The organism is Pontibacillus chungwhensis, from assembly GCF_030166655.1.
Taxonomy (GTDB): Bacteria; Bacillota; Bacilli; order Bacillales; family BH030062; genus Pontibacillus.
The window spans coordinates 3943979-3969399 of record NZ_CP126446.1; the positions used below are offsets into that span (position 1 = coordinate 3943979).

19 protein-coding genes and 1 pseudogene are annotated in these 25421 nt (G+C 42.1%); 5 read left to right on the plus strand and 15 right to left on the minus strand.

The window, feature by feature from the left end; translation table 11 throughout:
• Positions 1–3 precede the first annotated feature (3 nt).
• A complete protein-coding gene (locus tag QNI29_RS20005; RefSeq protein WP_231417638.1) occupies positions 4–1029 on the plus strand; it encodes a cytochrome d ubiquinol oxidase subunit II in 1026 nt (341 codons plus the stop codon).
• 43 nt (positions 1030–1072) lie between these two features.
• Here the strand turns inward: QNI29_RS20005 and QNI29_RS20010 are convergent, their stop codons facing one another.
• The 9 genes from QNI29_RS20010 to QNI29_RS20050 form a co-directional block, all read right to left on the minus strand.
• Positions 1073–1717: a hypothetical protein gene (locus QNI29_RS20010; protein WP_231417637.1), complete on the minus strand. Its 645-nt coding sequence runs from the start codon at positions 1715–1717 to the stop codon at positions 1073–1075.
• Positions 1717–1911, minus strand: a complete 195-nt coding sequence (locus tag QNI29_RS20015; protein WP_231417636.1) for an SE1561 family protein — start codon at positions 1909–1911, stop codon at positions 1717–1719. The genes QNI29_RS20010 and QNI29_RS20015 overlap by 1 nt, the downstream gene beginning before the upstream one ends.
• A 111-nt stretch (positions 1912–2022) precedes the next feature.
• Positions 2023–4059, minus strand: a complete 2037-nt coding sequence (locus QNI29_RS20020; RefSeq protein WP_231417635.1) for a bifunctional diguanylate cyclase/phosphodiesterase — start codon at positions 4057–4059, stop codon at positions 2023–2025.
• Between the two features lie 176 nt (positions 4060–4235).
• The gene (locus QNI29_RS20025; protein WP_231417634.1) at positions 4236–4970 is read right to left on the minus strand and encodes a hypothetical protein; all 735 of its coding nucleotides are present in this window, start codon (positions 4968–4970) and stop codon (positions 4236–4238) included.
• Between the two features lie 120 nt (positions 4971–5090).
• Positions 5091–5873 (minus strand): TerC family protein, encoded by a 783-nt coding sequence (locus tag QNI29_RS20030; RefSeq protein ID WP_231417633.1) that lies wholly within the window; start codon positions 5871–5873, stop codon positions 5091–5093.
• A 227-nt stretch (positions 5874–6100) separates the two neighbouring features.
• A complete protein-coding gene (locus QNI29_RS20035; RefSeq protein WP_231417632.1) occupies positions 6101–6286 on the minus strand; it encodes a hypothetical protein in 186 nt (61 codons plus the stop codon).
• A gap of 539 nt (positions 6287–6825) precedes the next feature.
• Positions 6826–8565, minus strand: a complete 1740-nt coding sequence (locus tag QNI29_RS20040) for a phospho-sugar mutase (protein WP_231417631.1) — start codon at positions 8563–8565, stop codon at positions 6826–6828.
• A gap of 12 nt (positions 8566–8577) precedes the next feature.
• Positions 8578–9327: a MurR/RpiR family transcriptional regulator gene (locus tag QNI29_RS20045; protein ID WP_231417630.1), complete on the minus strand. Its 750-nt coding sequence runs from the start codon at positions 9325–9327 to the stop codon at positions 8578–8580.
• 108 nt (positions 9328–9435) lie between these two features.
• Positions 9436–10695 carry an EAL and HDOD domain-containing protein gene (locus QNI29_RS20050; RefSeq protein WP_231417629.1) on the minus strand — a complete coding sequence of 420 codons (1260 nt, stop codon included), beginning with the start codon at positions 10693–10695 and terminating at the stop codon, positions 9436–9438.
• 208 nt (positions 10696–10903) lie between these two features.
• On the opposite strand from QNI29_RS20050, the gene QNI29_RS20055 reads away from it, so the two are divergent.
• From QNI29_RS20055 to brnQ, 3 genes are all read left to right on the plus strand, one after another.
• A complete protein-coding gene (locus QNI29_RS20055; protein WP_231417628.1) occupies positions 10904–11980 on the plus strand; it encodes an AI-2E family transporter in 1077 nt (358 codons plus the stop codon).
• Positions 11981–12178: 198 nt separating this feature from the next.
• Positions 12179–13375 carry an MFS transporter gene (locus tag QNI29_RS20060; RefSeq protein WP_231417627.1) on the plus strand — a complete coding sequence of 399 codons (1197 nt, stop codon included), beginning with the start codon at positions 12179–12181 and terminating at the stop codon, positions 13373–13375.
• Positions 13376–13729: 354 nt separating this feature from the next.
• Positions 13730–15085, plus strand: a complete 1356-nt coding sequence (gene brnQ / locus QNI29_RS20065) for a branched-chain amino acid transport system II carrier protein (protein WP_231417626.1) — start codon at positions 13730–13732, stop codon at positions 15083–15085.
• 39 nt (positions 15086–15124) lie between these two features.
• Here the strand turns inward: brnQ and QNI29_RS20070 are convergent, their stop codons facing one another.
• The 4 genes and pseudogenes from QNI29_RS20070 to QNI29_RS20085 all read right to left on the minus strand — a co-directional run.
• Positions 15125–15292 carry a hypothetical protein gene (locus tag QNI29_RS20070; protein WP_231417625.1) on the minus strand — a complete coding sequence of 56 codons (168 nt, stop codon included), beginning with the start codon at positions 15290–15292 and terminating at the stop codon, positions 15125–15127.
• 158 nt (positions 15293–15450) lie between these two features.
• Positions 15451–17307 carry a cation:proton antiporter gene (locus QNI29_RS20075; protein WP_231417624.1) on the minus strand — a complete coding sequence of 619 codons (1857 nt, stop codon included), beginning with the start codon at positions 17305–17307 and terminating at the stop codon, positions 15451–15453.
• 270 nt (positions 17308–17577) lie between these two features.
• Positions 17578–18525 carry an NADP-dependent oxidoreductase gene (locus tag QNI29_RS20080; RefSeq protein ID WP_231417623.1) on the minus strand — a complete coding sequence of 316 codons (948 nt, stop codon included), beginning with the start codon at positions 18523–18525 and terminating at the stop codon, positions 17578–17580.
• 346 nt (positions 18526–18871) lie between these two features.
• Positions 18872–20383 (minus strand): annotated as a pseudogene (locus tag QNI29_RS20085) (BCCT family transporter); the annotation flags it as partial.
• A gap of 361 nt (positions 20384–20744) precedes the next feature.
• Here QNI29_RS20085 and recQ point away from each other — a divergent pair.
• Positions 20745–22532 (plus strand): DNA helicase RecQ, encoded by a 1788-nt coding sequence (gene recQ, locus QNI29_RS20090; protein WP_231417622.1) that lies wholly within the window; start codon positions 20745–20747, stop codon positions 22530–22532.
• Between the two features lie 250 nt (positions 22533–22782).
• Here the strand turns inward: recQ and QNI29_RS20095 are convergent, their stop codons facing one another.
• Positions 22783–23430: a hypothetical protein gene (locus QNI29_RS20095; protein WP_231417621.1), complete on the minus strand. Its 648-nt coding sequence runs from the start codon at positions 23428–23430 to the stop codon at positions 22783–22785.
• 243 nt (positions 23431–23673) lie between these two features.
• A protein-coding gene (locus QNI29_RS20100) for an IS3 family transposase (RefSeq protein ID WP_231419951.1) occupies positions 23674–25034 on the minus strand; the annotation gives its coding sequence in 2 pieces (ribosomal slippage) (positions 23674–24560 and positions 24560–25034; 1362 coding nt in all).
• Between the last annotated feature and the right edge of the window lie 387 nt (positions 25035–25421).

Below are 25421 nucleotides of genomic sequence, written 5' to 3' on the forward strand. Positions count from 1 at the left end.
GAAATGGAAGAATCCTTACTGGCTGTCGCAATCCTTTGGAGTATTCTTTTTCTATACTCTATTACCGGGTCTATGGACTTTGGAGCTGGTTTCTGGGGTATGGTGTACGGAAAAAGAAAAGATTCGACAGCTTCTAAAATAGCAAACCGATTCCTCTCACCTACCTGGGAAGTGACAAATGTATTTCTCGTATTATTTGTCGTGTCTCTCGTGGCGTTCTTCCCTTTCGCCGCCGGTATGCTCGCTACTGTTCTCTTGCTACCAGTCGGGCTTGGTCTGATTTTATTAACCATTCGTACAACCTTTATGGTATTTGAAGGGAAGACAGAACGATTTAAAGATCTTCTGCGCATTACGTCCGGGGTGACAGGGTTAGTCCTTCCCGCACTCCTTGTTAGTATATTACCCATAACACTTGGGGGCTTCATAGCTTTTGAGGAAGGCTATCCGCAATTGTTATACGGAAAGCTATTATCTAGTGTGACGGTTTACATGCATATTGCTTTTGGCCTTAGCACGGCACTCTTTCTCTCTGCTTTGTTCTTAGCCGATTATGCACGTGAAGCAGGTGATGAGACGGCTTACCATACGTATCGCCGTCACGCAATCTGGCTTGGACCTTTATCTTTAATTATTGCGGTCTTAACGATATTCACTATGCCAGAAGAAGCATCCTGGATCGTAGAAAATTTCCGCGAGAATATGTATGGTTTTGGTATGTCCGTCACGCTGTTTTTAATCGGGTATGTATTGCTGTTTGTTAAGCGACCAAATGGTGATGTTGGATACTCCCGCTTGTCCGTTGTGTTTGTCGTACTTCAATACGGGTTTGCCATTTATGCCTACGGATCGGCTCATTTGCCGTATATGGTGTATCCTCATTTAACTATTGAGGAAGGATTCACAAATCCAACGATGTTTAATCAATTACTCATCGCTTACATCATTGGACTTTGCATCCTGGTTCCTGCTTTCATTCTTCACTGGAAACTGTTCCTAAAAGATAAACGCTATTTAAAACAAGACTAAAAAAAGAGCATGAGATCGCTTTTCGATCCCATGCTCCTTTTTATTAACGATAACCTTCTTCGTCTTTTTCCTGCAAAGAAATGAGAATATAAATAAGCGGTCCGAGTAGTGGCAAAAATCCTAACGGCCAGTAGCTCTTTAGTGAGGAGCCCTTATGATAGTAAGTGTGATGCGCAATCCCTAGCAAAGAGAGAAGGGTCAGCATTATGAAATCGATCGTCATCGTATGTACAAACCGTGACTCCAAAAAGGCTTCTTGATAGGCAATCATACTTCCATATCCTACTCCGTATCCCACTAAACCAACTGATAAGATAAGAAGGACAAGCGGGAAAGTGCGTCCTTTGAGAATCTCATACACCTTCTCAGAAGTACGATTCTTTCTTTTACGGCTTTCATAATGAAAGATAAAGTATGGAAATAAAGCGAAAGCTCCTAAAACAAATGAACCGAGCACAAATGGCCACGCTGGTATGGAAGCACGATCTTCGGTCACTAAAAGGATCGCAAAAACCATAGGCCATACGCCAAGCAAACTAAAAACGGCTACTAACATAGGATCAGGAGCATCCATTGTTAGTATTTGCGTAAGGTAGTCGGTATCCCCTTCTTTAATAGGAGCTAGAAAGAAGGCATAGACGATAAAGAGAAGCCAGATCGCTAACATGATGGACTTCAGTTGTCTCATTAACGATCAGCCTCCCAGTCCTTTTTAAAACGCTCAATCTTCCCTTCAATATCTTTCATCATTTGTAATAAACGATCCAAGTCTTCCGGGTCGGTATGAGCGCTATCCATTGACTCAACCACCTCCGACAGCATATGAAATCGGTTCGTTAAGTATTGAAGCTGCGATGCTTTATCTTCTACGGATTTCCCCATATGATCCCTCCTTTCTATTCTTTTCTCTAACCTCTTTTATAATAAACCTTTCAATCATTCTTATTACGACAAAAACCCCGCAACCACTCCCCGTGACTGCAGGATTTTTAACTATGATAAAATTTTTCGATGTAAGAGGCATGCCTTCTCAACTTCCTCTGGAAGAAGAGGCTTGAAGTAATAGTAGCCTTGTATATAGTCACAGGAATACGAATGAAGAAGGTCAGCCTGGTCGGCATGCTCAACTCCTTCAACTGTCACTTCCATTCCGAGGTGCTGTGCCAATGAGATGATGGTGGATACAATCGATTGTTGCTTCTGATCATGAACAAGATCGTCCACAAATGACTTATCGATCTTTAGTGTATCAATCGGTAACCGTTGTAAATAATTTAGTGAAGAAAGGCCTGTCCCGAAATCATCCAGGGCTATGCGGATTCCTAATTTCCTTAGGTGATCGAGTGTATTAACCGCTTCATCAATATTTTTCATAACGGAGGTTTCAGTGATCTCGAGTTCAACCTTACTTGGGGCCATGTTGTATTCCCCAACTAAGTCATGAACCATCTTATAAACGTTCCCGTACTGAAAATGAATGGCGGAAACGTTAATCGAAACGCGATCAATTGGAATGCCAGATTCCTCCCACACCTTCATCTGATGGATCGCTGTACGCATTACCCATTCCGTAATGGAGACAATCAGTCCGTTCTTCTCAGCCAAAGGAATGAATTCTCCCGGCGAGATGGAACCAAGAGAGGGGTGATTCCAACGAATAAGGGCCTCTACTTTATTAACCTCAGAGGTGGTCGCTGTCACTTTAGGCTGATACCTTAATGTAAACTGCTCCCGCGAAGCTGCTTGGCGGAGTTCTGATAAGAGATAACGACCTCGTTCATTTGAATGAACAGAAGAACTGTAGATCTGAATCGTATTCCGGCCAATTTCTTTTGCATAATGAAGGGCTTGTTCCGCTTCACTAAATAGATCATCTTCGCAATCTGGATCAAACACTTTCATACTCGCTCCAATGGATAGAGTCGTCTTAAACTGAAACTGTTCATAGGAAAATGTCATCCCTTTTATCTTCTCTTGAATGTCTTCAAGCATATGCCATAGTTGGCTGTACGACACATCTTTTCGTACTAAGACTCCGAAGCGATTTCCGTCAAGGCGTGCAATGGTTAAATTAGGATTGTCAAACGCCATAATAGCCTCACCCAGTTGGGATAGCACCTTGTCCCCTGCCTTGTACCCAAATGAGTCATTTACCCATTTAAAGTGATCGACATCAAATAAAATACAAACAATCTTATGTTGCTTATTCCTGGCTTTCTTCAATAACTCTTCGTATTTCATAAGGAAATGCAATCGATTTGGTAACCCTGTAAGCAAATCATAATACGCTAAGTGCATCGTGCTGCGGTTTTCGACTCGTGAGAGCAAGATAACAGCAGATAACACAAGCGACATAATTAAAGAAACAGATAAGATCAGAAATACTTTGTTGCCAGTCACTTCCGTAGACAACTGCGCTCCCTCTTCGATATAAAAACGGACGGATTTCATACCAATGTAATGCATGCTAGCAATCCCTCCTCCCATCAAGAGGGCGCTTAATCCTTTATAAAAAACAAATTGCTTGGATTGCACTACTTTAAAGAGTAAAAGTGCTATAAAAGAGACGACTACCGCTACCATTAAAGAAAGGAAGACATAGCCTATATTATATTCCATGCTCACCCCTGGTATGGTCATGGCCTTCATCCCTAAATAATGCATCGATGTAATCCCTATTCCCATGAAAAAGGACGAACTGAGTGTAGGAATTCTTCCTGCGATTTCTTTATCTAAAATATAAAAAGCTATGTAAGAGGAACCAATTGCAGGAATAATCGATAAAAAGGTCATCCACCAGTTATAATGCACCGGCAACCCCACTTCAAATGCTGTCATTCCAATAAAGTGCATCGACCAGATGCTTAACCCCATCGTTGTCGCACCGACACCTAGCCAAATCCGTTTCATTTCTCTTCTTGAACGCATGATATGCTGACAGATATCTAATGCGAGGTAAGAGCCAATAATGGCCACCGTAATTGAAAGTAAGACAATTTCTTTGTCGTAATACCCCAGTATTTCTTGCATGCATACCACTCCCCAAAGCCACTGGGTCTTTTTATTTAGATTTTATTACATAATTGGAAGAAGTGGAATAGTTTACATTGTTAATATTTTTAAGAACCCGGAAAATAAGAGGTTATCCTGTAGGTTTGCCATTCATCTACCTACAAAAAAAAGAGCCCAGACACGGGCTCTTCTTTCTATAAACCGAATGGATTTAACATGTTATTAATCATTAATTCCTCAGAAAGTATGCGGAACACGATAAAGAATGCGATGTGGAAGATCAACGCTGCATATAAAGGATCCAACTTACTGGATGGCGTCCGATAACTGTAAATAGTCAACGTTGCACTAATAAAGATTCCTGCTATCCCTAATAACGCAAGGTAGCTAACTAGCGTATACATGGTAAGAATAGAGCACACGAAAGCAAGGACTACAAGAACGGTAGGGGCAATCATCCAACTGCCAAACCGGGCTACAACAGACTGAATCGATAGCTCAGAATGACCTGGCTTTACCACTCCGAAGAGTACACCAACACATACAGCCATGAGGAGTAACAAATAGAAGAAAGGCTGAATGACAACGTTAGAGAAAGAAATGCTCGCCCCCATAAAACCGCCTACTGTTCCTTTTAAAAATACGAAGATGGATAAAGGTATAAACAAACAAAATAAAAGTATTGTAATAATTCCATTCACAAATCCAACCCCACTGCTTGTTTCCGCTTGCTGTGTAGGGAACTTTACTGTGTTTACAACATGATGCCAATAGTTTTTGGATACTTGCTTGCCTTGATTCAAGTACGTCTTCGCCTGGCTTGATTGTTCTGGTTCACTTGAAGCTGCGACTTGCTGAGTCATCTCACACTTCGGGCAAGATCCGTCCTCTTCAACGGGAGCCCCACAATCTGTACAATATTGTTCCATCAACTCACCTCTCCTTACTTCTTGTTAGACTTTTCAAGTATAACAATTTGTTTCCAATTCGTGTGAAAAAGCCTTATAAAAGAAGTAAGAAGTCCTATAGAAGGACTTCTTTTTTAAAAGTTAAGATATAGTGTCATGCTCTGCTTCTTCTTCAGTGCTCGATAAGAACCAGCCAGCTACTGCAATAAGAACGAGGACACTGTAGAAGATGACCTTCCATAACACAGAATGAGCGAAATCGTGCGGAAGGATGTGCAGGGAAGGGTGAGCAAGTACGGTTATAACCAACTTCACACCAACCCATCCTACAATTACGAAGGCCGCTGTCTCTAGACCAGGCTTTCGTTTTAGCAGATCCACAAATTTATTAGCCGCAAATCGCATGATGATAATACCGATCATCCCACCCGCTAATACAACAAGAAACTTACCACCATCTAGACTTCCAATGACAGGAAGCGGGGTTTCCGGTAACGAAACAGCCAAGGCTACCGCCGCCAGAATCGAATCTACCGCGAAAGCCATATCTGCTAGTTCCACTTTGAAAACGGTCATCCAAAAACCGCTTTTCTTCTCCTCTTTCTTCTCCCCGTCCTCGTCATCGTCTTCTTTTCCTTTTACCCTTTGCTTCCAAAGATGATTAATCGAAATAAAGATTAAGTAAGCCGCTCCGAGCGCTTGAACTTGCCATACATCAATTAGGAACGAAATAATGAATAACGACCCTGTTCGTAATACAAACGCTCCTGCCAATCCGTAAAATAGTGCTTTTTTACGTTGTTCTTCAGGTAAATGTTTAACCATTACAGCTAAGACAAGCGCATTGTCTGCTGCTAAAACACCTTCTAACAGGACTAGAACAATTAATACCCAACCATATTCAAATAACAACTGAAATTCCATGACCTCTCTCCTTTTTTCCATTACTAAAAAAAATAGCCTTACCAACATGTGGTAAAGGCCATTAAAAAAGACCTTTACACATGCATGTGTAAAGGTCTTGCTAACAACGTGAACGTTGCCAATAAAGCCGGAGATTTCTCTCGCAATGACGACTTTATTGTGCAGCTACTCCCCTTTAGGAACCGACTATTTAATTATCTTAATCATATTCATTTCTCACGTATTTGTCAATAATAAAATAGTCTTCTCGTATTGTTAGCTATAACCTTTACGCTCCGCCGTCTTCCAGCGCCATCACCTGATTGCTTTTGCCTGCCGTGCAGATCAAGCTGTCCGACTTTTTCTTGATTCTCGTTATAGATATCAGTTTTCCCCGCTGAGAAGAACGTATCCTCAAAATATCGAATTGACATCCCTTTTCCTCCTACCAGACGTTTCACCTTTATACAAGGCTCTGTTAAAGTTGGTTGTTGATTTTTACACGTCACATAGTCCCTAATATGGGGCGCCGGAAAGTGGAATAGTTCCGTTAGCGTTAGTTAGAGCGTAAGGTGGTTCGGGAAATCACTCGCTTTCCGCGGCGAGCTGGGAAGCCTCCTCGTTCGCTTGCGCTCTCTGTGGGGTCTCCCCTAGGCTCCTTCTGCCGCAGGAGTCTCGCAATTTCCCGAACCACCTTTTCCGTATTTAGAATAACGGATACATGCCATATTAGAAAATAGAGTTGAACCTACGCGACCACCCACAGCCGTAGGGCCGCCTCGTGTGGGGCCGCGGAAAGCGAGTCGTTCCCCAGACACCCCAAGCACGAGTCAATAAAGACGGTCCTATCTACACTTAAATGTCTCAGCTTTGGGTATTGAACAAGACTATAAAATAACAACACTAAACGATAACAGATCCTTATATTAAGAAAACACCTATCTTCCATGAAGGAAAACAGGTGTCCTAAGTTTTACTTAACCGATTCTTGAATAACACTTTCCATTTTCGAAACCATTGCTTCTTTCAGCTCTTCCAAACGCTCTGCACTTGTTTCCGGAGCGTCTGTTTTCACTCCGAAGTAGCATTTGATTTTAGGTTCTGTACCGGATGGGCGGAGACAGCACCATGCGTCTTCTTCCAAAATGTACTTCACTACATTTTCTTTCGGAAGATCGATGGTTTCAGATTTGCGTCCATCTAAGAACGTACGAGTTTGATCGGAATAGTCCTCTACAGCTATGACTTTATAGGAACCAATCTGACTCGGCTGCTCTTCGCGGAAATGATCCATAATTTGTTGGATCTTCTCCGTTCCTTCTTTTCCTTTTAACGTAAGGGAGTGTAACCCTTCGAGATAATACCCATGGCGCTCATACAGACTTCTAAGAGCTTGGTAGAGGGTCTTCCCTTCTTGACGCCAGTAGGCAGCTAATTCACTTGCTGTGATGGCTGCTTGAACGGCATCCTTATCACGAACATATTCATCCACTAAGTAGCCATAGCTCTCTTCAAAACCATACAAGAATGTGCCATCGCCCGTTTCGTTAAAGGCTTCAATTTGTTCAGCTATAAATTTGAAGCCTGTCAGCGTTTCGATCATGCGGGCTCCGTAATGTTCGGCTACTTTTCGTCCCATTTCAGTGGTTACAATGGTCTTAATGACAGTAGCATCTTCAGGAAGTGGAGTCGTTTGAGAAAGGAGATAGTCAATCGTTAACGTTCCTAGCTGATTTCCCGTTAACACTTCATATTCCCCTTCTTCATTCTGAACAGCAACACCTAACCGATCCGCATCAGGGTCTGTTGCAATTAAGAGGTCTGCACCTTTTTCTTTTCCTAATTCAATGGCTTTTGCAAAGGCTTGATGCTCCTCAGGATTTGGAGAAGAAACTGTTGAGAATTCAGGGTCCGGCTTCGCCTGTTCCTCAACAACATGTACATTTGTAAATCCGGCCTGTTCTAAACCATTTAAAACGGGTTGATAAGCTGTGCCGTGAAGAGGCGTAAACACGATCGAAATATCCGATTGTTCACGAATCATTTCTGGGTTGCGAATAATCCCCATTAACCGTTCCATATAGGCCTTGTCCACATCTTCTCCAATCCAGTTCAACAAACCGTCTCTCTCGATTTCTTCCTGATCAAGGACAGGGACAGTTAATTCACTTTCAACACTGTTTACATAGGAAATTAACTCATTTGCCTCAGCAGGAGGCATTTGAGCCCCTTGGTCGTTATACACTTTAAACCCATTGTACTCTGGAGGGTTGTGACTAGCTGTAATCATAATCCCAGCTGCCGTTTGAAGGTGGCGTACTGCGAAAGAGAGGTATGGAGTTGGGCGAAGAGATTCATACACATATGCTTTAATACCATGTGCTCCTAACACACGCGCTGCCTCAACACTAAATTCTTGAGACATGTAGCGAGAGTCATAAGCAATCGCGACGCCTTTATCACGTGCACCCTCAATGTGTTCAAGCATGTAAAGTGCTAGCCCTTCAACTGCTTTTCGGATCGTATACGTATTCATTCGATTGGTGCCTGGCCCTAATATGCCACGCATTCCACCTGTTCCGAATGTCAGGGTTTTATAAAAAGCGTCTTCTAGTTCAGCAGGATTTTCTTCCAATTCCTTGAGCTTTACTCCAAGATCCGTTTCTAATTCATCGTATTGCTTCCATTTTTCGAAAGTTGCTTTCCAAGTCATTTGGTATCCCCCTTATGGTTTTCGTGTCTTACGTATATACGATTCAAACAGCATATCTAAAAGAAGTGTTAATGTGGCTCGTACTGTAATATCAAAACCTGCATAGGAGGCTTTAGGCACGCGAGCATTGATCGATAACGAGGTTAACTGCGCCAATGAACTTGAAGTGGTATTCGTTATGGCGACAGAGCGAATGCGACGTCCGTTCAACTGTTCAATCAAATCGAGCAAGAGTTCCACTTCTCCACTCGAAGAGATGCATAGAACCAAATCCTCTTCTTCAATCCAACTCGGTAAAAGATGGATCATATGAAGCTCGTACACATAAGTGGACGTCTGATTCATTTGCATAAGCTTCTTGCTTAAATACTCTCCTAGAGGCTTCGTGAGCCCTATAGCGACAACAACAATTCTCACCGCATCTTTCATGGCATCGGTAATTTCTTCAATTACACGCCCGTCTATGGAATTTAACGCATGTTCCATAATGTATTTATATTGATCTACTATGTTATCTGCTTTGGCTACAGATGTGGAGTGGTGGTCCCTTAGAACATACTTTAGTTCAGCGAATCCATTCAATCCTAAATGGTGGCACATCCGTACAACGGTTGTCGTTGAGACATTGTTTACTTCTGCCATCTCAGTAAGCGACATTCGTTTCGCTTCCCCTATATGGGCTTCTATATAAGCTAGAACATGACGCTCAGCATGTGTAAGTAGATGTACTTTGTCTGTAAATAAATCAACTGGTGTCTTCATATTCCGGCTCCTCTGTGGTCATTCGCCCTAAATTATAACATAATTCAGACAAGTAAATGAGGTCATCTTCATGACAGATGACGACAAAAAGCGCAAATTTCAATTAACCTACGCGTTTGTGCGACTATAATTGTCGAAAAGCCTCAACAAGTCTTGTGCCCATTCAATAGCGTAACGGTATTCACCAAATAGCGCACCTTGTGGCATATCGAACGTAAGACATCGATCACGTATCTCCCCCCACTCAGCTTTCTCGATGGAAGTACATAAATCCAATGCTTCCTTATACTCATTCGAGAACCCCATTAACGCTTCCTTGATGTCTCGATGAAGAGGAAGTTCCACAACGCACTCTTCCATTGGTCTTTGTAGAAAGACAGGGATACACGATAACATCCCCGTTAAGAAAAAGCTGGATGCTTCCTTCTCCTTGCCGATCAAATAGGAGATTCGTTCACATAATTTGGCTCGTATGTAACAAACCTTCATGACTTCATAAGGAATCGAATCGGTCTTAGCACCCATTTCCTTCAACATTAATACATAGGCCCACTTCTTCACCTCATCAAATCCTAGCAACATTATAGCTTGAGCGATTGATTTAATAGGTTCGATGCGACGGTAGGCTAAAGAATTAATAAGCTTTAATAATTTATAAGATAGCGATACATCTTTTTCAATCTTCTCTGCCACCGCTGAGACGACCGGTTCAGGTTGAGACAATTCTTTAATTAACTCGATATGTTGGAAAGCAGGAAGAGATGTATCGTAGGAGGTCATGATGACAGGCTTACTGAAAAAGAAGCCCTGGTAATAGGCAAAACCTAATGTTTTCAACTCCAGATACTCTTCGTAGGTTTCTACTTTTTCAGCTAATAGTTCTAATCTGTAGGTACTGATTTGGTCTTTTAAAGCTTTGATTTCTTGAATGGAATACTGACGAATATCTACTTTCACAATATCCGCTAGATTGAGTAATTCATTTATGTATGGTTGATTCTGGTGGTAAACAAAATCATATAAGGCAATCTGGTATCCTTTAGCCTTCAAGATGCTACATCTGTCTACAACCTCCGCTGTTAAAGGAATGTTCTCCAACACTTCAATAACAAGCTGATTATGAGGGAAACAAAATGGGAGTTCGCTTTTGAGCAAATTCTCTGTGAAGTTTACAAAACATTTCTTTTGGTCTGCTATTTTACTAAATCCCATATGGTAAAAACTATTCAACATCACTTCTGCTGTCGCCTGATCCCCATCAATCCCTGTGAAGCCTTGATCCAACTTTGAACCCCTATACAACAGCTCGTAAGCCATGACTTCACATTGATTATTAAATATGGGCTGCCGCGCTACATATACCTCCATAGAAGCACACCCTTCTTCCGTACTATATACTCAAATATATCCCATATTTTACAATTTAGGAACTCCTTTTTGTAAAGATTGATTATGATGCCCCTGCATAGATTCCATTTTTATAAGAGTACACCAATGAGAAAAAGGGAATTTCCATTTTGTATAGAACCAACTATAATTAAGAAAAAGACTCAAAATAAGAAAGTAGTGGTCATGAATGTACCATAAGAAATGGTTCCAAACCTTAGTGGGTATCATTTTGGTTTGTTTGCTATTTTGGCTATTGAAACATATTGAATATGTATACGAGCCGATCTTTACATACATAGGGGCTATCGCCTTTCCTGTTATTGCGGCAGGCGTCCTCTATTATATTTCCAGGCCGGTTGTCCATCTATTAGAGAGGTACCGTGTACATAGAATTCTAGCGATCTTCTTCGTGTTTATCTTATTCGTCCTGATTGTATATTTGATCGTGACGTTTATTGCTCCGATTGCACAAGAACAATTTACACGATTTGTAGATAATCTACCTGCGATGATTCGCGAAGTGGAAGGCATTATCGACTACTGGCAGAGTAATCAAGTCATCATTCCTGATCAGTTCTCATCTGCCATCACCGACGCTCAAAATGAACTGTTTTCGAGAGCCCAAGAGATTACAGGAGCTCTTACAACATTCGTGATCGGGATGGTTACTTCCCTTGTCCAGTTCTTATTCTTGCTGATCCTCGTTCCGTTTTTCCTTTTCTATATGTTAAAGGACGGAGAGAAACTGCAACCATTTCTGGCCAAGTTCTTTAAAGATAAACGTGCTGCAAGCTTAACACGTTTGTTTAAGCGAATTGATCACACATTGTCCTCCTTTATTCAAGGACAGTTGACTGTTAGTTTCTGTGTAGGAGTCCTATTGTTTATCGGATATACCATCATTGGATTACAATACTCCTTATCACTGGCCCTCTTCGGTATGGCCACAAACGTCATTCCATTTGCCGGCCCTTATCTGGCGGTCATCCCGGCCATATTGGCTGCTTTCTTCCAGGATCCGTTTATGATTTGGTATGTCATTATCATCATGATCGTAGCTCAACAGATTGAAGGGAACTTAATATCTCCTAATGTAATGGGGAAAGCACTAAGCATTCATCCCCTCACAATCATTACGCTGATCTTAGCCGCAGGAAGCATTGCAGGGTTTATTGGCCTGCTCTTTGTCATTCCGTTTTATGCGGTAGTGAAAACGATTATTGGTCACTTTTATGAAGAAACATTTGATGCGAGAGAGCTTTAAACAGGAACCGAGTGTGGTAAGGAACCACACTCGGTTTCTTTGTTTAATCGAGCAAGAATTGGAGGCATGAAGGTTCGCCCCTTCGGTAATAGAAAAGCTTGGCAGATTGCTCAGGGTCCTTTAGGAGCCCTTTTCGATTCCCTTTGTTAAAATGGACTTATTCAACACATACTACAACTCGAGGAAAGAAGGGGTAACGTGACGAATCAACCAGAGAAATTATGGAACTCATCCTTTATCTTTTTAATTCTAGCCAATTGGTTTACTTTCATGAGCTTTCAAATGCTCATCCCGACTTTACCTCCATACATGGAAGAGCTGGGCGGTTCGAAGTTTCAAGTTGGACTCGTGACCACACTATTTTCGATTGGGGCTATCCTGAGCAGACCATTTATTGGACACCTCTTGCAAACGCAAACGAGAAAGCGGCTTGTAGTCTTAGGTTCTATCTCTTTATTAACCATCACCTTACTCTACTCATTCACAACAGCCGTACTGGTCTTTTTAGCTTTCCGCTTTATTCATGGATTAGCTTGGGGTTGGTCTTCTACGACAAACGGAACCGCTGCGGTGGATTTGGTTCCTAAGAAACGAATAGGGGAAGGAATGGGGTACTTCGGACTGAGTGTCACGATTGGCATGATTATCGCGCCAAGTCTTGGCATTTACCTCTATCAGAACTTCTCTTTTCCAGTCCTTATTTATACTTCTGTAAGTTTAGGGACCATTTCTTTAATCCTGTTTACACTCACCCGGTTCAGAACTCCTGAAAATATTAAGAATAAGAGTTTGAAGGATGAACCATTCACATTTTGGGGATCAATGATCGAAAAGCGGAGCTGGTTTCCTGCTATGATCTCTTTCTTTAACACGTTCGGGTACGGGTCTATTGTAACGTTTATCGTTATTTTTGGTCAGGAACAAGGCATCGATCAAATTTATTTATTCTACCTTTTTAATGCCGTGTTAGCCACGATTATGAGACCTATTACAGGAAAATGGTTTGATCGTAAAGGTCCATGGCTCTTGATTATGGTCTGTTCTGTCCTCGCATTTGCTGGTATGTGGACGATCGCCCTTGCCGACAACTTCTACTACATCATTGCAGCCGGAATTCTTTTTGGGGCCGGATTCGGTTCTATGATGCCCGCCTTTCAAGCCTGGGTCATTTCAAAGACCACACAGGAACGAAGCGGAATTGCAAACGGGATGTATTATTCGACCATTGATCTTGGGATTGGACTAAGTGCCCTTCTTCTTGGATTCATCTCGAATTACGTAGAAACGGCAACCCTTTTTAAAATTTCAAGCGCCTCTTTCATTATCGTTTTATTCTTAACTTTCTTTGACTATCAGAAGAATAAAGATGTAGAGTGGGAGAGCGAACAGAGCTAGTTCCTCTTCCACTTTTACCGCTTCTGTCTAAAATTGTTTATAATTTCTAAATTTTTTAATAATTAAAATTGACAGCCTATACGGGATGTTGTTACGATTACATCAGATTTTGGAGACAGTTTTGACGATTCATAAAAATTTGTCGAAACTTTCGATTCAACTGTTGCATCAATCAACATTTATGTAGTAAACTATTTTATGTTTTTGCCGTTACCATTAAGCATTTTGCTTATTTCTACACTTTGGTCTGAATTTTCGAAAAATTTTGTCATATGGAAACTGTAACGGTTTTCTGACTCGTTGGAAGCAATCAGCGAGATCCCAATCTACACCTATATGAGAGGAGAACCATATATGACGAAAAAAGATACCGTAACCATAGGCTTTATGCTCTTTGCCCTATTCTTTGGTGCAGGGAATTTAATTTATCCACCACAACTTGGTATAGAGGCTGGATCTTCATACTGGTCTGCCATTGCTGGTTTTATTATTACAGGCGTAGGCCTTCCGATATTGGCAGTTACTGCTATTGCCTTTGTAAATGATGATGCGAAAGCACTTGGAAGCCGTGTTCATCCATGGTTTGGATTGATCTTTACATCTCTGATTTATTTAGCGATTGGTCCATTCTTTGCTATTCCTCGTGCAGCTAACGTAGCTTACGAAACAGGGATCAAACCTATGGTCGGTTCCGCCGGTGAAGGTTCGTCTGCGTTATTGATTTTCTCTATTATTTTCTTTGCTTTGGTATTTTGGATTAGCTTGAACCCATCTAAGATTGTAGACCGAATCGGTCAATGGTTAACTCCGATTCTTCTTATCGCTATGGTGGCCCTGAGCATCGCGAGTTTCCTAACGTTTGATGCTCCTATGCAAGAGCCAACAGGCAAGTATAGTGCTGCACCGTTTTTTGAAGGGTTCCTTGAAGGTTACCTTACAATGGATGCCATTGCAGGTCTTGCCTTTGGAATTATCGTTGTGACGGCTTTAAAAGAACGCGGAGTCACAGATCGTAAAACAACGATTAAACAAACCATTAAAGCAGGCTCTGTTACGGCTATTGGCTTAATTGTTGTATATGGCTCCATCGGGTGGATGGGAGCTAAGATGGCTTCTATGGGCTCTTATGCAAATGGTGGGGAGATTTTAGCGGACGGAGCGAACATGTTATTTGGCTCATTCGGCGCATTATTGCTTGGTACCATTGTAGCCCTGGCATGCTTCACAACGTGTATTGGACTAACTGTAGCTTGTTCTCAGTTCTTCTCAAACACCTTTAAGAGCGTTAAATACACTCACGTTGCCATCGTGTTCACATTAATTAGTTTTGGATTAACAAATATGGGATTAAGTCAGATTATCGCTTACTCTGTTCCAGCCCTTGTGTTCATCTATCCGTTAGCGATTGTATTGATTGTATTATCATTCTTTCACAAATTATTTAATGGCTCGAAACATGTCTATCGCGGGGCTCTTATCTTCACAAGTGTGATCGCCATTTACGATGGTCTAGAAGCATTCAACGGAGAAGAAATTACAGCCTTTAAGAACGCTCTCGACTTCCTTCCACTCTTTGCAGAAGGTCTTGGTTGGGTTATTCCAGCAGCTGTAGGTGCCTTAATCGGAGGGGTCATTGAATTCGTTGCCTTCTTTACTAAAAAAAAACGTAACTTAGCTGTCAAAGACACAAGCTATAAAGCTTCTTCCTAATAAAAAGCCTCAATTCCCTTCTGGAGTTGAGGCTTTTCTTTATTGTTCTGGATCTATATCGTTGTTCGTAAGGGCCCAAATTTGTTGTTTGTGATATTGTAGCAGTTTATAAAAATGGTCAAAAAGTGGCTGATCCAAGTGCTGATATTGGCGTGCCAACTGCTCAAAAATAATCGCTTGACGCGAGTGAAAGTCAAGATCCTGCATATCCTCTCCTCCTCATCTTTTCTACACCCATTTATCATATGTATCCATCAGCTTATCTAATACCACATTTCTTGTTGTTTCTTATTATTAGAAACCAACCCACAGAAAATAAAAAAAGAGCATCGATTGCGTTCACAATCCATGCTCTCTTCCTTGCTTTATTTATTTTCGGAACTCTCGTTTTGCTGTTCATTCAACTTACTTTGGATCTTCTTAAACTCTTTACTTGGAGGCATCAGACTGACTAACACATCCCCACTCTCACCTTTTGGTTGAGATTTGTGAGTGTAGAACACAATCTTGCCGGAAGGTTTAAGGATATATAATAGTAGGGTTTCAGGGTGTCGTTCTTCTAGATACTGCGAGTAAGGGTATTGTTCTGTAATATTCGTTTTCCTGAATACGAACCCACCATCAATCTTCTCATTCAGACGTTCCCACGTGGCCTTCTGATTGAAGAGTAAGCGCCCCCCAATCGTATTGCCCATGTCTTGTAGGTCATCTCCACGACTATTGTGAAGGGTTAATTGGAATAAATTATTACGACCGATCTCTGGTACGAATGTGTTACAAACGAGTGCATTGTAAGAGTCCAACTCTGAAGCTGCCACCATATAATCATATGGCGTCATATCAAGATGGTACTCAGTCTGCTCTGAGAGAATCTCTTCCTTCATAAACGGAATGCCCTCTTTCCTAGCTGTCACTAGACGCTGCCACGAAGAGTCCGTAATTAAAACGGGTACCTTCAAATCTTGCAAGGACTTCGCAAGCCCTGTACTGAAGCTTGAAGCACCTACGAGAAGCACACCAGGTTGTCCATCGATTGATAAATCCAACTTCTTCGCAAGCCATCCAATCGAAAATCCGTGGGCACAAACGGTAGCAAATACTAGAGCAAATGTTAGAGAGGTCAGGATTTGCGCATCCTCGAAACCTGCTTCAAGAAGGACATTTGCGAAATAACCAGCAACCGTTAATGCAACAATACCTCTTGGCGCTATCCAACCAACCAGGGCCCGTTCCCCAAAGGATAGGTCCGTTCCGATCGTGGACAACCATATAGACAGAGGACGAACGACAAAGAGCATCAATAGAACAAATGCAATAATCTGAATATTGAAGATCTCCATTAGGGTCTCAACTGTAAGAGATGCTGTTAACATGACAAATATAGCTGATACAAGGAGGACTGAAATGTTCTCTTTGAAATTCCTCATATCCTCAATAGAAGAAATGTGCATGTTGGCAAGTGTCATCCCCATCGCCGTTACAGCCAGTAATCCTGTTTCATGAGCAATCTCATCTGCTAACGTAAAGCAGAAGATGACGACAGCGAACATCACAGGAGACTTCAGGAACTCTGGGACGTGTCCATGTTCAAACATCCAGCCTAACCCCTTACCAAGCACATAACCAATGATAACGGCAAATAGGGAAGCTAAGAAGAACATCAGCAACGCATTTCCTGTTACGTCATCCGCCATAAGAAAATCAATGATTTCAAATGCAAATACAGCAAGCAATGCGCCAAACGGATCGACAATAATTCCTTCCCATTTTAAAATGGCAGCAGGACGCGGCTTTAATTTTGCTTGTCTAAGGAGAGGCAAAATAACGGTTGGGCCTGTTACAATAAATAGCCCACCAATCACGAAAGCTACAGCCCAGGAAAGACCCGCAACGTAGTGAGCGGCTAACGATCCTAATAACCACGCAAGAAACGCTCCAATCGTTACAATACGAAAGACAGGTCGTTGAAGTCCTTTCACTTCTCTGAAATCAAGGCTCAAACTACCTTCAAAGAGAATAATCGCAACAGCAATGGAGACGATCGGAGTAAATAAATCTCCAAAGTCTTCTGCTGGCTGGAGCACTCCTAGTATAGGTCCTACTAACAGTCCTACGATGGACATCACGACAATGGCAGGTATACGGAACCTCCAACCTAGCCACTGTGAACCGACGCCTAATGCGCCTATTAGCATAAAATCAAATAAAATCGAGTGAAACATAGGTTCGCTCCTTTATGATCTTGTTAAGTACATGTATGGATTTCATTATCTTACCCATTCAGTCGTACGGACGATTCAAAAAAACACAGATATAGAAATATTCTATACGCGCATCGGCTATCTGTAAATGATTTGGTCTGTAAAATTATTATGACAATCTTAAGAACGAGGAATGTAAGTGAGAAATTACAGCGATACATTAAGACCGTGAGCACTAAAAAACCCCATTTCCCGTGGGTTATGGGAAATGGGGTTTTAAAATTATTTGATCTAGCAAGCAGAAGGTATCATTTGAATGACAATTTTACCTCTTGCATGGTGGGATTCACTCAGTTCATGAGCATCCCTTAACCCTTGCTCACTAAATGGATATTTGTGACCTACGATTGATTTAACTTTTCCTTCAGAGATCAGGTGCGCAATCTGTTGAAGTTGTTCGCCTTTAGGGTTTAAGAAAACATGCTCTGCTTCTACCCCGTACTCTCGAGCTTTGTCTTCATCTGGCACATCCGTAATGGATACAAGCTTCCCACCCTTACGTAATACCTGATAGCTCTGTTCTTGAATATCTCCTCCAAGTGTGTCGAGCACAACATCAAATTCATCTAGGACATCGTAGAAGTTCTCTTCCTTATAATCAATAAAATGATCCACCCCTAACGTCTTCAGGAGTTCTTCATTTTTACCGCTTGCGGTTGTAGCCACATAAGCACCGGCCCATTTCGCTAGTTGGATCGCATAGCTTCCGACTCCTCCTGAACCTGCATGAATCAGAACCTTATCTCCTTCTTCAACGTTCGCTGCATCAAACAAACACTGCCACGCTGTTAGTCCTGCTAACGGCACTGCAGCGGCGTCTTCAAAACTAAGACGTTCTGGCATATGGGCTAATAGGTCTTGTTCTACAGCTACATACTCTGCATACGTACCGTTTGGCGTGGTTGCAGGGCGGGCAAATACACGATCGCCTACCTGGTAACCATCCACGTTGTCCCCTACTTCTTTAATCGTGCCGGCGACATCCCAACCTAGGATGATCGGGAAGTTCCAATCTAACATCTCTTTTAGATACCCTTCACGAACTTTCCAATCAATCGGGTTAATGGACGTTGTATGGATTTCAATTAGTACTTGATCTTGATTTATTTCAGGCGTTGGAACCTCTTTTTCTTTTAATTGATCTTTTCCACCATATTGTTCAATAACAACTGCTTTCATGATGAATGACGCTCCTTTCTGGAATATCTTCTGTACTGTACCCGGAAATGTTTAGAGCTACGCATGAAAGAGCGAATTGCATCGTTTGGATGGAACGAGTGGCGGGGCCCTGAGTGGGTAGCTTGAGCCGGACTGGCGTGGCTTGAGCCGCCCCCGCACCGATTTGAGCCGTTCTCCCCCTACTTGATCCGTCCACGCTTCTTTTGAGTCGTTATTTTTAGCTCTTGAGCCGTTATGTCAAAATCTTGAGCCGCCGCCACCGCACCGACGTCCCACTCAGTAGCCACATAAAAAAAAGATCGCCCGAAGGCGATCTTTTCATTTAGCGAAGTTTTTGATTCTCATATAGTTCTTTCGAAACTTTTGGTGCTAACCAAAGGATCGGGAAGAGGAAGATGGATACGGGTACGGCTGTTACGACAATAAAGGATTGTAGCGCATTAATCGCTCCATCTCCGCCGCCACCGATAAAGAGAAGGATAGCAGCGATGGCCCCCATTAGGATTGACCAGAATACGCGTAAGGAAACTTTCGGGTCACCTTCACCTGATACTGCCATTGCAATCGTATAAGACATGGAGTCTCCCGTTGTAATAACGAAGATAATCGTTAATAACAAGAATAACGGGGAGATGATGCTTGCAAGTGGCAATTGTTCCGTAATGGCAATCATCGCAGCTGGCATTCCTCCGTTACTTAGCTGTTCAGACACAGAACCTGCTACATCCATTTCGTAGAAGATTCCTGCGCCCCCAACGACTGTGAACCAGAACGTTGTAACAAGCGGAGCAATTACACCGACAGCCATGATAATTTCACGGATGGTACGACCTCTTGAGATACGACTTACCAGAATCGCCATCATTGGCGCATATCCAATAAACCAACCCCAGAAGAATACAGTCCAGCTACCTAACCAAGCTGTGTCAGCTCGGAAAGTACTTAGGGAAATAAAGTTCTCTGCATAGAATCCGAATGAAGAAATGAATTTATCAATAATAAATCCACCAGGACCAAAGATCACTACGAATAAGATCAGGCCAATCGCGAGACGCACATTAAAGCTACTTAGCCACTGGATTCCTTTGTGAATTCCTGTAATAGCTGAAATGGTCGCTACCACGACAAGGCCGATGATAATCGCAAGTTGCGTCGCGAACGTATCCGGGATCCCGAATAACGCTTGGAAACCGTAACTTGCTTGTAGTCCTAAGAATCCAATTGGACCAATTGTTCCTGCTGCAACGGCAATGATGGCTGCCGCATCAACGATCGTACCGATGATACTTGTACGAAGTCTCTCACCAAACAAAGGATAAAGAAGCGTTCTTGGCTTCATCGGCATTCCTTTATGATAATACCCATACATCATAACGATCGCACTTAACGTACCAAGGATTGCCCAAGCTAAGAAGCCCCAGTGCATGAAACTTTGAGCCAATGCAGGCATAACCGCTTCTGGCGTCATAGCTTCAATGCCGCTATTAATAGGAGGTACTGTCATGAAATGATACATTGGTTCAGCAGCGGCCCAGAATACGCCCCCGCCTGCTAACAGTGTAGCCATAATAATGGATAACCATTTGAACGTGTTCATCTCTGGTTTTTCCATATTACCAAGTTTCACTTGACCATATTTTGAAAAAGCTACATAAAGAGCAATTATAAAGTTCAATAACATCAAGACTTGCCAGAACGCTCCGAAATACTTAACGGACCAGGCAAACCCTTCATTAACAAATGTTTTAACAAAATCAAGATTAATAATTCCAGCGATAACGAATGCGACTAGTAAACCGCCACTAATTCCAAAGACGGGCCAGTCTATTTTTGAGGTTTTTTCCTCTTGTTTATTCATTTAGGTTACCTTCTCCTTTGAATTTTTTTTGCCTTTCAAACACAGTGACATACTATCTCATACATAAATAGGTCATGTAAAGGAGGAAACTCAGTTCATTCTGAAGAATAGTATTAGCAAAGCACTCCCCTCCTATGCACAATATGGTCTTTCATCTTTCTCTCCCCGCCACTCATATCCTCGAAACGATTTATCCCTATTTCCCACTTTTTTACGTAATTTTATGGAACTTTACCTTTTTCTTCTTCATTTTCTATTCCCGCCCTTTTTTCATCTATTTCCGCTGCTTCTTTCTCATGGTAAGATGGTACAAGATTTTATTTCGCTTTCGTTTAGTACACCTATAAAGGACGGTTGTCTTATGATGGATCACGCACACCGCGTTTTAGAACAGTACTTTGGCTTCTCTTCGTTTCGATTTGGCCAGGAACCGTTAATTGAACATGCTTTAAATAAGAAGAATGCTCTTGGAATTATGCCAACGGGTGGCGGGAAGTCCCTTTGCTACCAAATTCCAGGTCTTCTGTTAGATGGAACAGCTGTTATCATTTCTCCACTTATTTCCTTAATGAAGGACCAAGTGGACTCTTTGAACTCTCACGGTATTACAGCTACGTACATTAATAGTTCCTTATCATACGAACAACAATCTGAACGGATGTTTGATATTCAAAAGGGGCGATATCAGTTTGTGTATGTCGCACCTGAGCGATTCGATTCGGAAGGATTTATACGCTCTCTTCGGCGCACCCGGTTATCTCTTATCGCATTTGACGAAGCCCACTGCATATCGCAATGGGGGCACGATTTCAGACCTAGTTATCGTTCAGTCGTAGGTCAGATCCAGAAGCTTGGCGAGCTACCTGTTGTAATGGGACTGACGGCCACAGCTACAGAAGAGGTCACAAGAGATATACAACGCCTTCTTTCTATTGAAGATCAACACGTTGTGAATACAGGCTTCTCCCGAGATAATTTACATTTTCAGATTGTAAAAGGAAAAGAGAAGCATGATTTCATTCAGGATTATATTCGAACGAGGCCTAAAGAATCGGGGATCATTTATGCAGCAACAAGGAAAGACATCGATCGCTTGCATCAATGGCTCAGCCGCGAAGGGGTTAAAGTGGCTAAATACCATGCAGGTTTATCCGAGCACGAACGTAAGAAGGCCCAGAACCAATTTATCCAGGATGAAGTGACAGTTATGGTTGCGACTAACGCATTTGGCATGGGGATCGACAAGTCCAACGTACGTTACGTCATCCATTATGCTATGCCTATGAACATTGAGTCCTATTATCAGGAAGCAGGACGCGCAGGACGTGATGGCGAACAGAGTGACTGTATCTTGCTCTTCTCGGCCCGGGATATTCACCTTCAAAAATTTCTCATTGAGCAATCGTTGATGGAAGATGAGAAGAAAACCGAAGAATACCAGAAGCTTCAACAGATGGTGAATTACTGCCATACGGATAAATGCCTTCAGGAATACATGCTGACTTATTTTAAAGATCCATTTGAACATGAACCGTGTGAGAAATGCAGCAATTGCCAGCACACAGGGGTTATAAAAGATATCACAAGAGAAGCTCAAATCATTCTGTCTTGTGTAAAGAGAATGAACCAACGTTACGGTTCAGGACTCGTAGCGAAAGTGCTCAAAGGTTCTAAAAGTCAAAAGGTAAGAGAGACCCATTTTCACACGCTTTCGACGTACGGTCTATTATCGAACTTAAGGGAAAAAGATATTACCCAGATGATTCAATTCTTAGTCGCAGAAGGTTATTTGGCTGTAGAAGATGGAAAGTTCCCGCTTCTGAAACTTACGCAGGAATCATTAACCGTCCTTAAAGGGGAGAGAGCGGTTCAAATGATTATCGAAACTGCTCCAACTACACACAGAGAGACAGACGTAAATGAAGATCTCTTTGAAAAATTGCGCATGTTAAGAAAGCAGCTTGCTGAGGAACACAAAATCCCACCCTATGTTGTCTTCTCGGATGCTACGCTGAAAGAATTTTGTCTGGTGAAACCTCAAAATAAAGCAGACATGCTTCAAGTAAAAGGTGTCGGTGAGAAGAAATTCGAGCAATATGGAGTCATATTCCTTGAAGCTCTTCAAGAAGAAACGCATCAATATTCCTAAACGAATGACTCTGTTATAGTTTAGTGTTGTTATTTTATAGGCTTGTTCAATACCCAAAGCTGAGACATTTAAGTGTAGATGGGGCCGTCTTTATTGAGTGCTTAGGGTGTCTGGGGAACGACTCGCTTTCCCGAACCACCTTACGCTCAGACTAGCGCTAACGAAAACATTCTCACTTTCCGGTGCTCCATATTACAGAACCAAACGAAGAAAACTCCGATTCTGGTTCAGAATCGGAGTTTTCTATCTGCTAGGCCTGCTCAGCTACTTGTTGAACGAATTGATGAATCTCTTCTCTAGAGTAGTGCTCAGGCACACCTGGCTTTTCGTATAAATAGGTTGTAATACGTTCCACATCTGTCGTATAAGCTTCCATAAATCCTCGAATTAACATCGCAAGATAAGGAGTAGATGGCCGAGTGATAGTTTGTTCACTTAGTGGTTTCGGATTGGTAAACGTAAAGATTGGGTACCCTTCTTGATTGCCCGCATGAAGAAGATTGCCATAGTAAGAATCTTCATCAATAACAAGCGATCCTTCGTTTAACACTTGTTCAATATCCACTTCCATATCCTCTACGCCATTTTCCTGGCGGACGACGTCTTCGAATTGCTCTTCTGTAATGAGATACATTCTTCCCCAAGTTTCTGTCTGTTCGTCTTTCACTGTATCAATAAAAGCACCCGCTCCGTCCCAGCGGTCAGACCATCCTGAGAAGTAAAGCTTATAGGGTAAGCTTACAGGGCTATTCTTCAGGGGGAGGGTACAATCCCGGCTACCCACTTCTCTTCTGTTGGACCCAGGTGGTTGCCCTCCTTCAATATAACAGCGGAACCGATTTTCAAATAGGTTTGATCCGAAACTTGCATACCATACGTAGTTGTCTTGCTTGCTCATTATTCTCCACCCTTTTCTGTAATGGTTCTGTTACTAGTTGTTGACTATCATGTATTTTCATATAAATCCTCGTATATATCACGTGAAGCTGAGAATTAACAATCGGGGTGGTCCGTTATGTTTGCTGAGCGCTCGGGCTTGCTCGGGGACCACTCGCTTTCCTACGGGGAGCCGGGAAGCCTCCTCGTTCGCTCACTGAAGTGAACCCCAAATTTAGGACTTCTATTTGTTAGAAATTGTTAGTTATGCAGCTAGTTGATGCTTTTCTCTATAAGAGATTGGACTTGTTTTCAATTTGGATTTAATTCGATCATGGTTATAGTAATGCATATATTCATCAAGCTCTTGTTTGAAGTGATCTACACTATTAAATTCGCTTATGTAAAGGAATTCTGACTTCATAATTCCAAAAAAGTTTTCCATGACGGCATTGTCGAGACAGTTTCCTTTGCGAGACATACTTTGTGTAACGCCATATTCTTTAAGAGCTGTGCGGTATTGAGGCATTTGGTAATGCCAGCCTTGGTCTGAGTGTAAGAGAAGGTCATCGCCTTCTTTAAGGCGTCCTAGAGCCTTGTATAACATCTTTTCTACTAAAGAATAGGTAGGGCGATGGCCAATCGTGTATCCGATCACTTCTCCGTTATAAAGATCTAAAACAGTAGATAGGTACAGCTTTTCACCAAATACTTTGAACTCCGTGATATCTGTAACCCATTTCTGATTAGGAAATTCGGCTTCAAAGGCGCGTTCTAACAGGTTTTGAGCGATTTGGCCAACTTTCCCTTTATAAGATTTATATTTTTTCACACGAACCACACTTGAAAGACTCAATTCTTTCATTAGACGATAAACTTTCTTGTGGTTTACATGATGCCCTGTGTTCTCTAATTCTTGTTGAACACGTCGGTATCCATAACGACCTTTATGTTTATGGTAGATGGACATGATGCGCTCTTTTAAGCCTTGATCTGGATCAGGTTTATTGATTTTGGAAAGATGGTAGTAAAAATTACTTCTAGATAAACCAGCCATCTTAATTAATTCGTGAAACGGATAGGTGGACCTTAATTCATTCACTACTTGCGTTTTTTCGCTTTTGGTGATTTTTCCTTTTCGTGAATTAAGGTTCTTAACTTTTTTAGATAAGCGTTCTCCATACGTAGGTACTCGACTTCTTTTTGAATAGCTTCAGTATCTATTGCCTGGTCTTTTTTATCATTTTTCTGGTTGTTGGTTTCTTCTGATGACATTCTGGCAGCCCTCTCTTTAGGTGATTCGAGGGCTGCCATACCGCCTTTTTTCCATTTCTTCTTCCACCTACGGACCATAGAGGGATCCGGGATCTGAAAAATGGCTGAGGCAGCCCGAATCGAATAACTCGATTTTTCGATAAATTGAACAATCTTCAGTTTAAAGGCAGCCGTGTAATTTGTATAGAGGAAATGGAAAGCTTGTTCCCCATGATAAGTATATAATTGAACCCAATATCGGATAACCGAGTTGTCAATGTTTAACCGCTTTTCTAGATCGCGATAACTTACGCCACCATTTATATACTCTTGGGCAGCTTGAAGCTTTTCGGTGGGAGTAAATCTTCCCATAAATGATCCCCCTATTTTTGTCCTAAGATAGGGGGGCACTTCACACGCTCTCTGCGGGGTCTCCCCTAGCTCCTTACCCCGCGGGAGTCTCGCAGTCCCCGAGCAAGCCCTAAGAATAAGTGGATGAACGGACCCGCGTCTTATATGGGGAGAATCTATTTCCCCCAAATGTCACGTTTTCGTTCACCATAATATTGCTAAGGTGGGACTGGAAACTGCGAGACTCCCGTGGGCAGAAGAGCCTAGGTGAGACCCCGGAGGCCGGCCTGCCGGCTGAGGAGGCTCACCAGCTCCCCACAGGAAAGCGAGTAGTTTCCAGTCCCACCTTACACCCCATTAAGCTAACGGAAACATTCCCTACACTTATATTCTTCATTATTCTAACAA

What these genes read in the sequence shown, in the direction of transcription:
- recQ (WP_231417622.1), top strand. Translation starts at nt 20,745, where the DNA reads ATGATGGATCACGCACACCGCGTTTTAGAACAGTACTTTGGCTTCTCT.
- QNI29_RS20005 (WP_231417638.1), top strand. Translation starts at nt 4, where the DNA reads ATGGAAGAATCCTTACTGGCTGTCGCAATCCTTTGGAGTATTCTTTTT.
- QNI29_RS20025 (WP_231417634.1), bottom strand. Translation starts at nt 4,970, where the DNA reads ATGGAACAATATTGTACAGATTGTGGGGCTCCCGTTGAAGAGGACGGA.
- QNI29_RS20045 (WP_231417630.1), bottom strand. Translation starts at nt 9,327, where the DNA reads ATGAAGACACCAGTTGATTTATTTACAGACAAAGTACATCTACTTACA.
- QNI29_RS20095 (WP_231417621.1), bottom strand. Translation starts at nt 23,430, where the DNA reads ATGAGCAAGCAAGACAACTACGTATGGTATGCAAGTTTCGGATCAAAC.
- QNI29_RS20040 (WP_231417631.1), bottom strand. Translation starts at nt 8,565, where the DNA reads ATGACTTGGAAAGCAACTTTCGAAAAATGGAAGCAATACGATGAATTA.
- brnQ (WP_231417626.1), top strand. Translation starts at nt 13,730, where the DNA reads ATGACGAAAAAAGATACCGTAACCATAGGCTTTATGCTCTTTGCCCTA.
- QNI29_RS20070 (WP_231417625.1), bottom strand. Translation starts at nt 15,292, where the DNA reads ATGCAGGATCTTGACTTTCACTCGCGTCAAGCGATTATTTTTGAGCAG.
- QNI29_RS20035 (WP_231417632.1), bottom strand. Translation starts at nt 6,286, where the DNA reads ATGTCAATTCGATATTTTGAGGATACGTTCTTCTCAGCGGGGAAAACT.
- QNI29_RS20020 (WP_231417635.1), bottom strand. Translation starts at nt 4,059, where the DNA reads ATGCAAGAAATACTGGGGTATTACGACAAAGAAATTGTCTTACTTTCA.
- QNI29_RS20075 (WP_231417624.1), bottom strand. Translation starts at nt 17,307, where the DNA reads ATGTTTCACTCGATTTTATTTGATTTTATGCTAATAGGCGCATTAGGC.
- QNI29_RS20055 (WP_231417628.1), top strand. Translation starts at nt 10,904, where the DNA reads ATGTACCATAAGAAATGGTTCCAAACCTTAGTGGGTATCATTTTGGTT.
- QNI29_RS20080 (WP_231417623.1), bottom strand. Translation starts at nt 18,525, where the DNA reads ATGAAAGCAGTTGTTATTGAACAATATGGTGGAAAAGATCAATTAAAA.
- QNI29_RS20015 (WP_231417636.1), bottom strand. Translation starts at nt 1,911, where the DNA reads ATGGGGAAATCCGTAGAAGATAAAGCATCGCAGCTTCAATACTTAACG.
- QNI29_RS20030 (WP_231417633.1), bottom strand. Translation starts at nt 5,873, where the DNA reads ATGGAATTTCAGTTGTTATTTGAATATGGTTGGGTATTAATTGTTCTA.
- QNI29_RS20050 (WP_231417629.1), bottom strand. Translation starts at nt 10,695, where the DNA reads ATGGAGGTATATGTAGCGCGGCAGCCCATATTTAATAATCAATGTGAA.
- QNI29_RS20010 (WP_231417637.1), bottom strand. Translation starts at nt 1,717, where the DNA reads ATGAGACAACTGAAGTCCATCATGTTAGCGATCTGGCTTCTCTTTATC.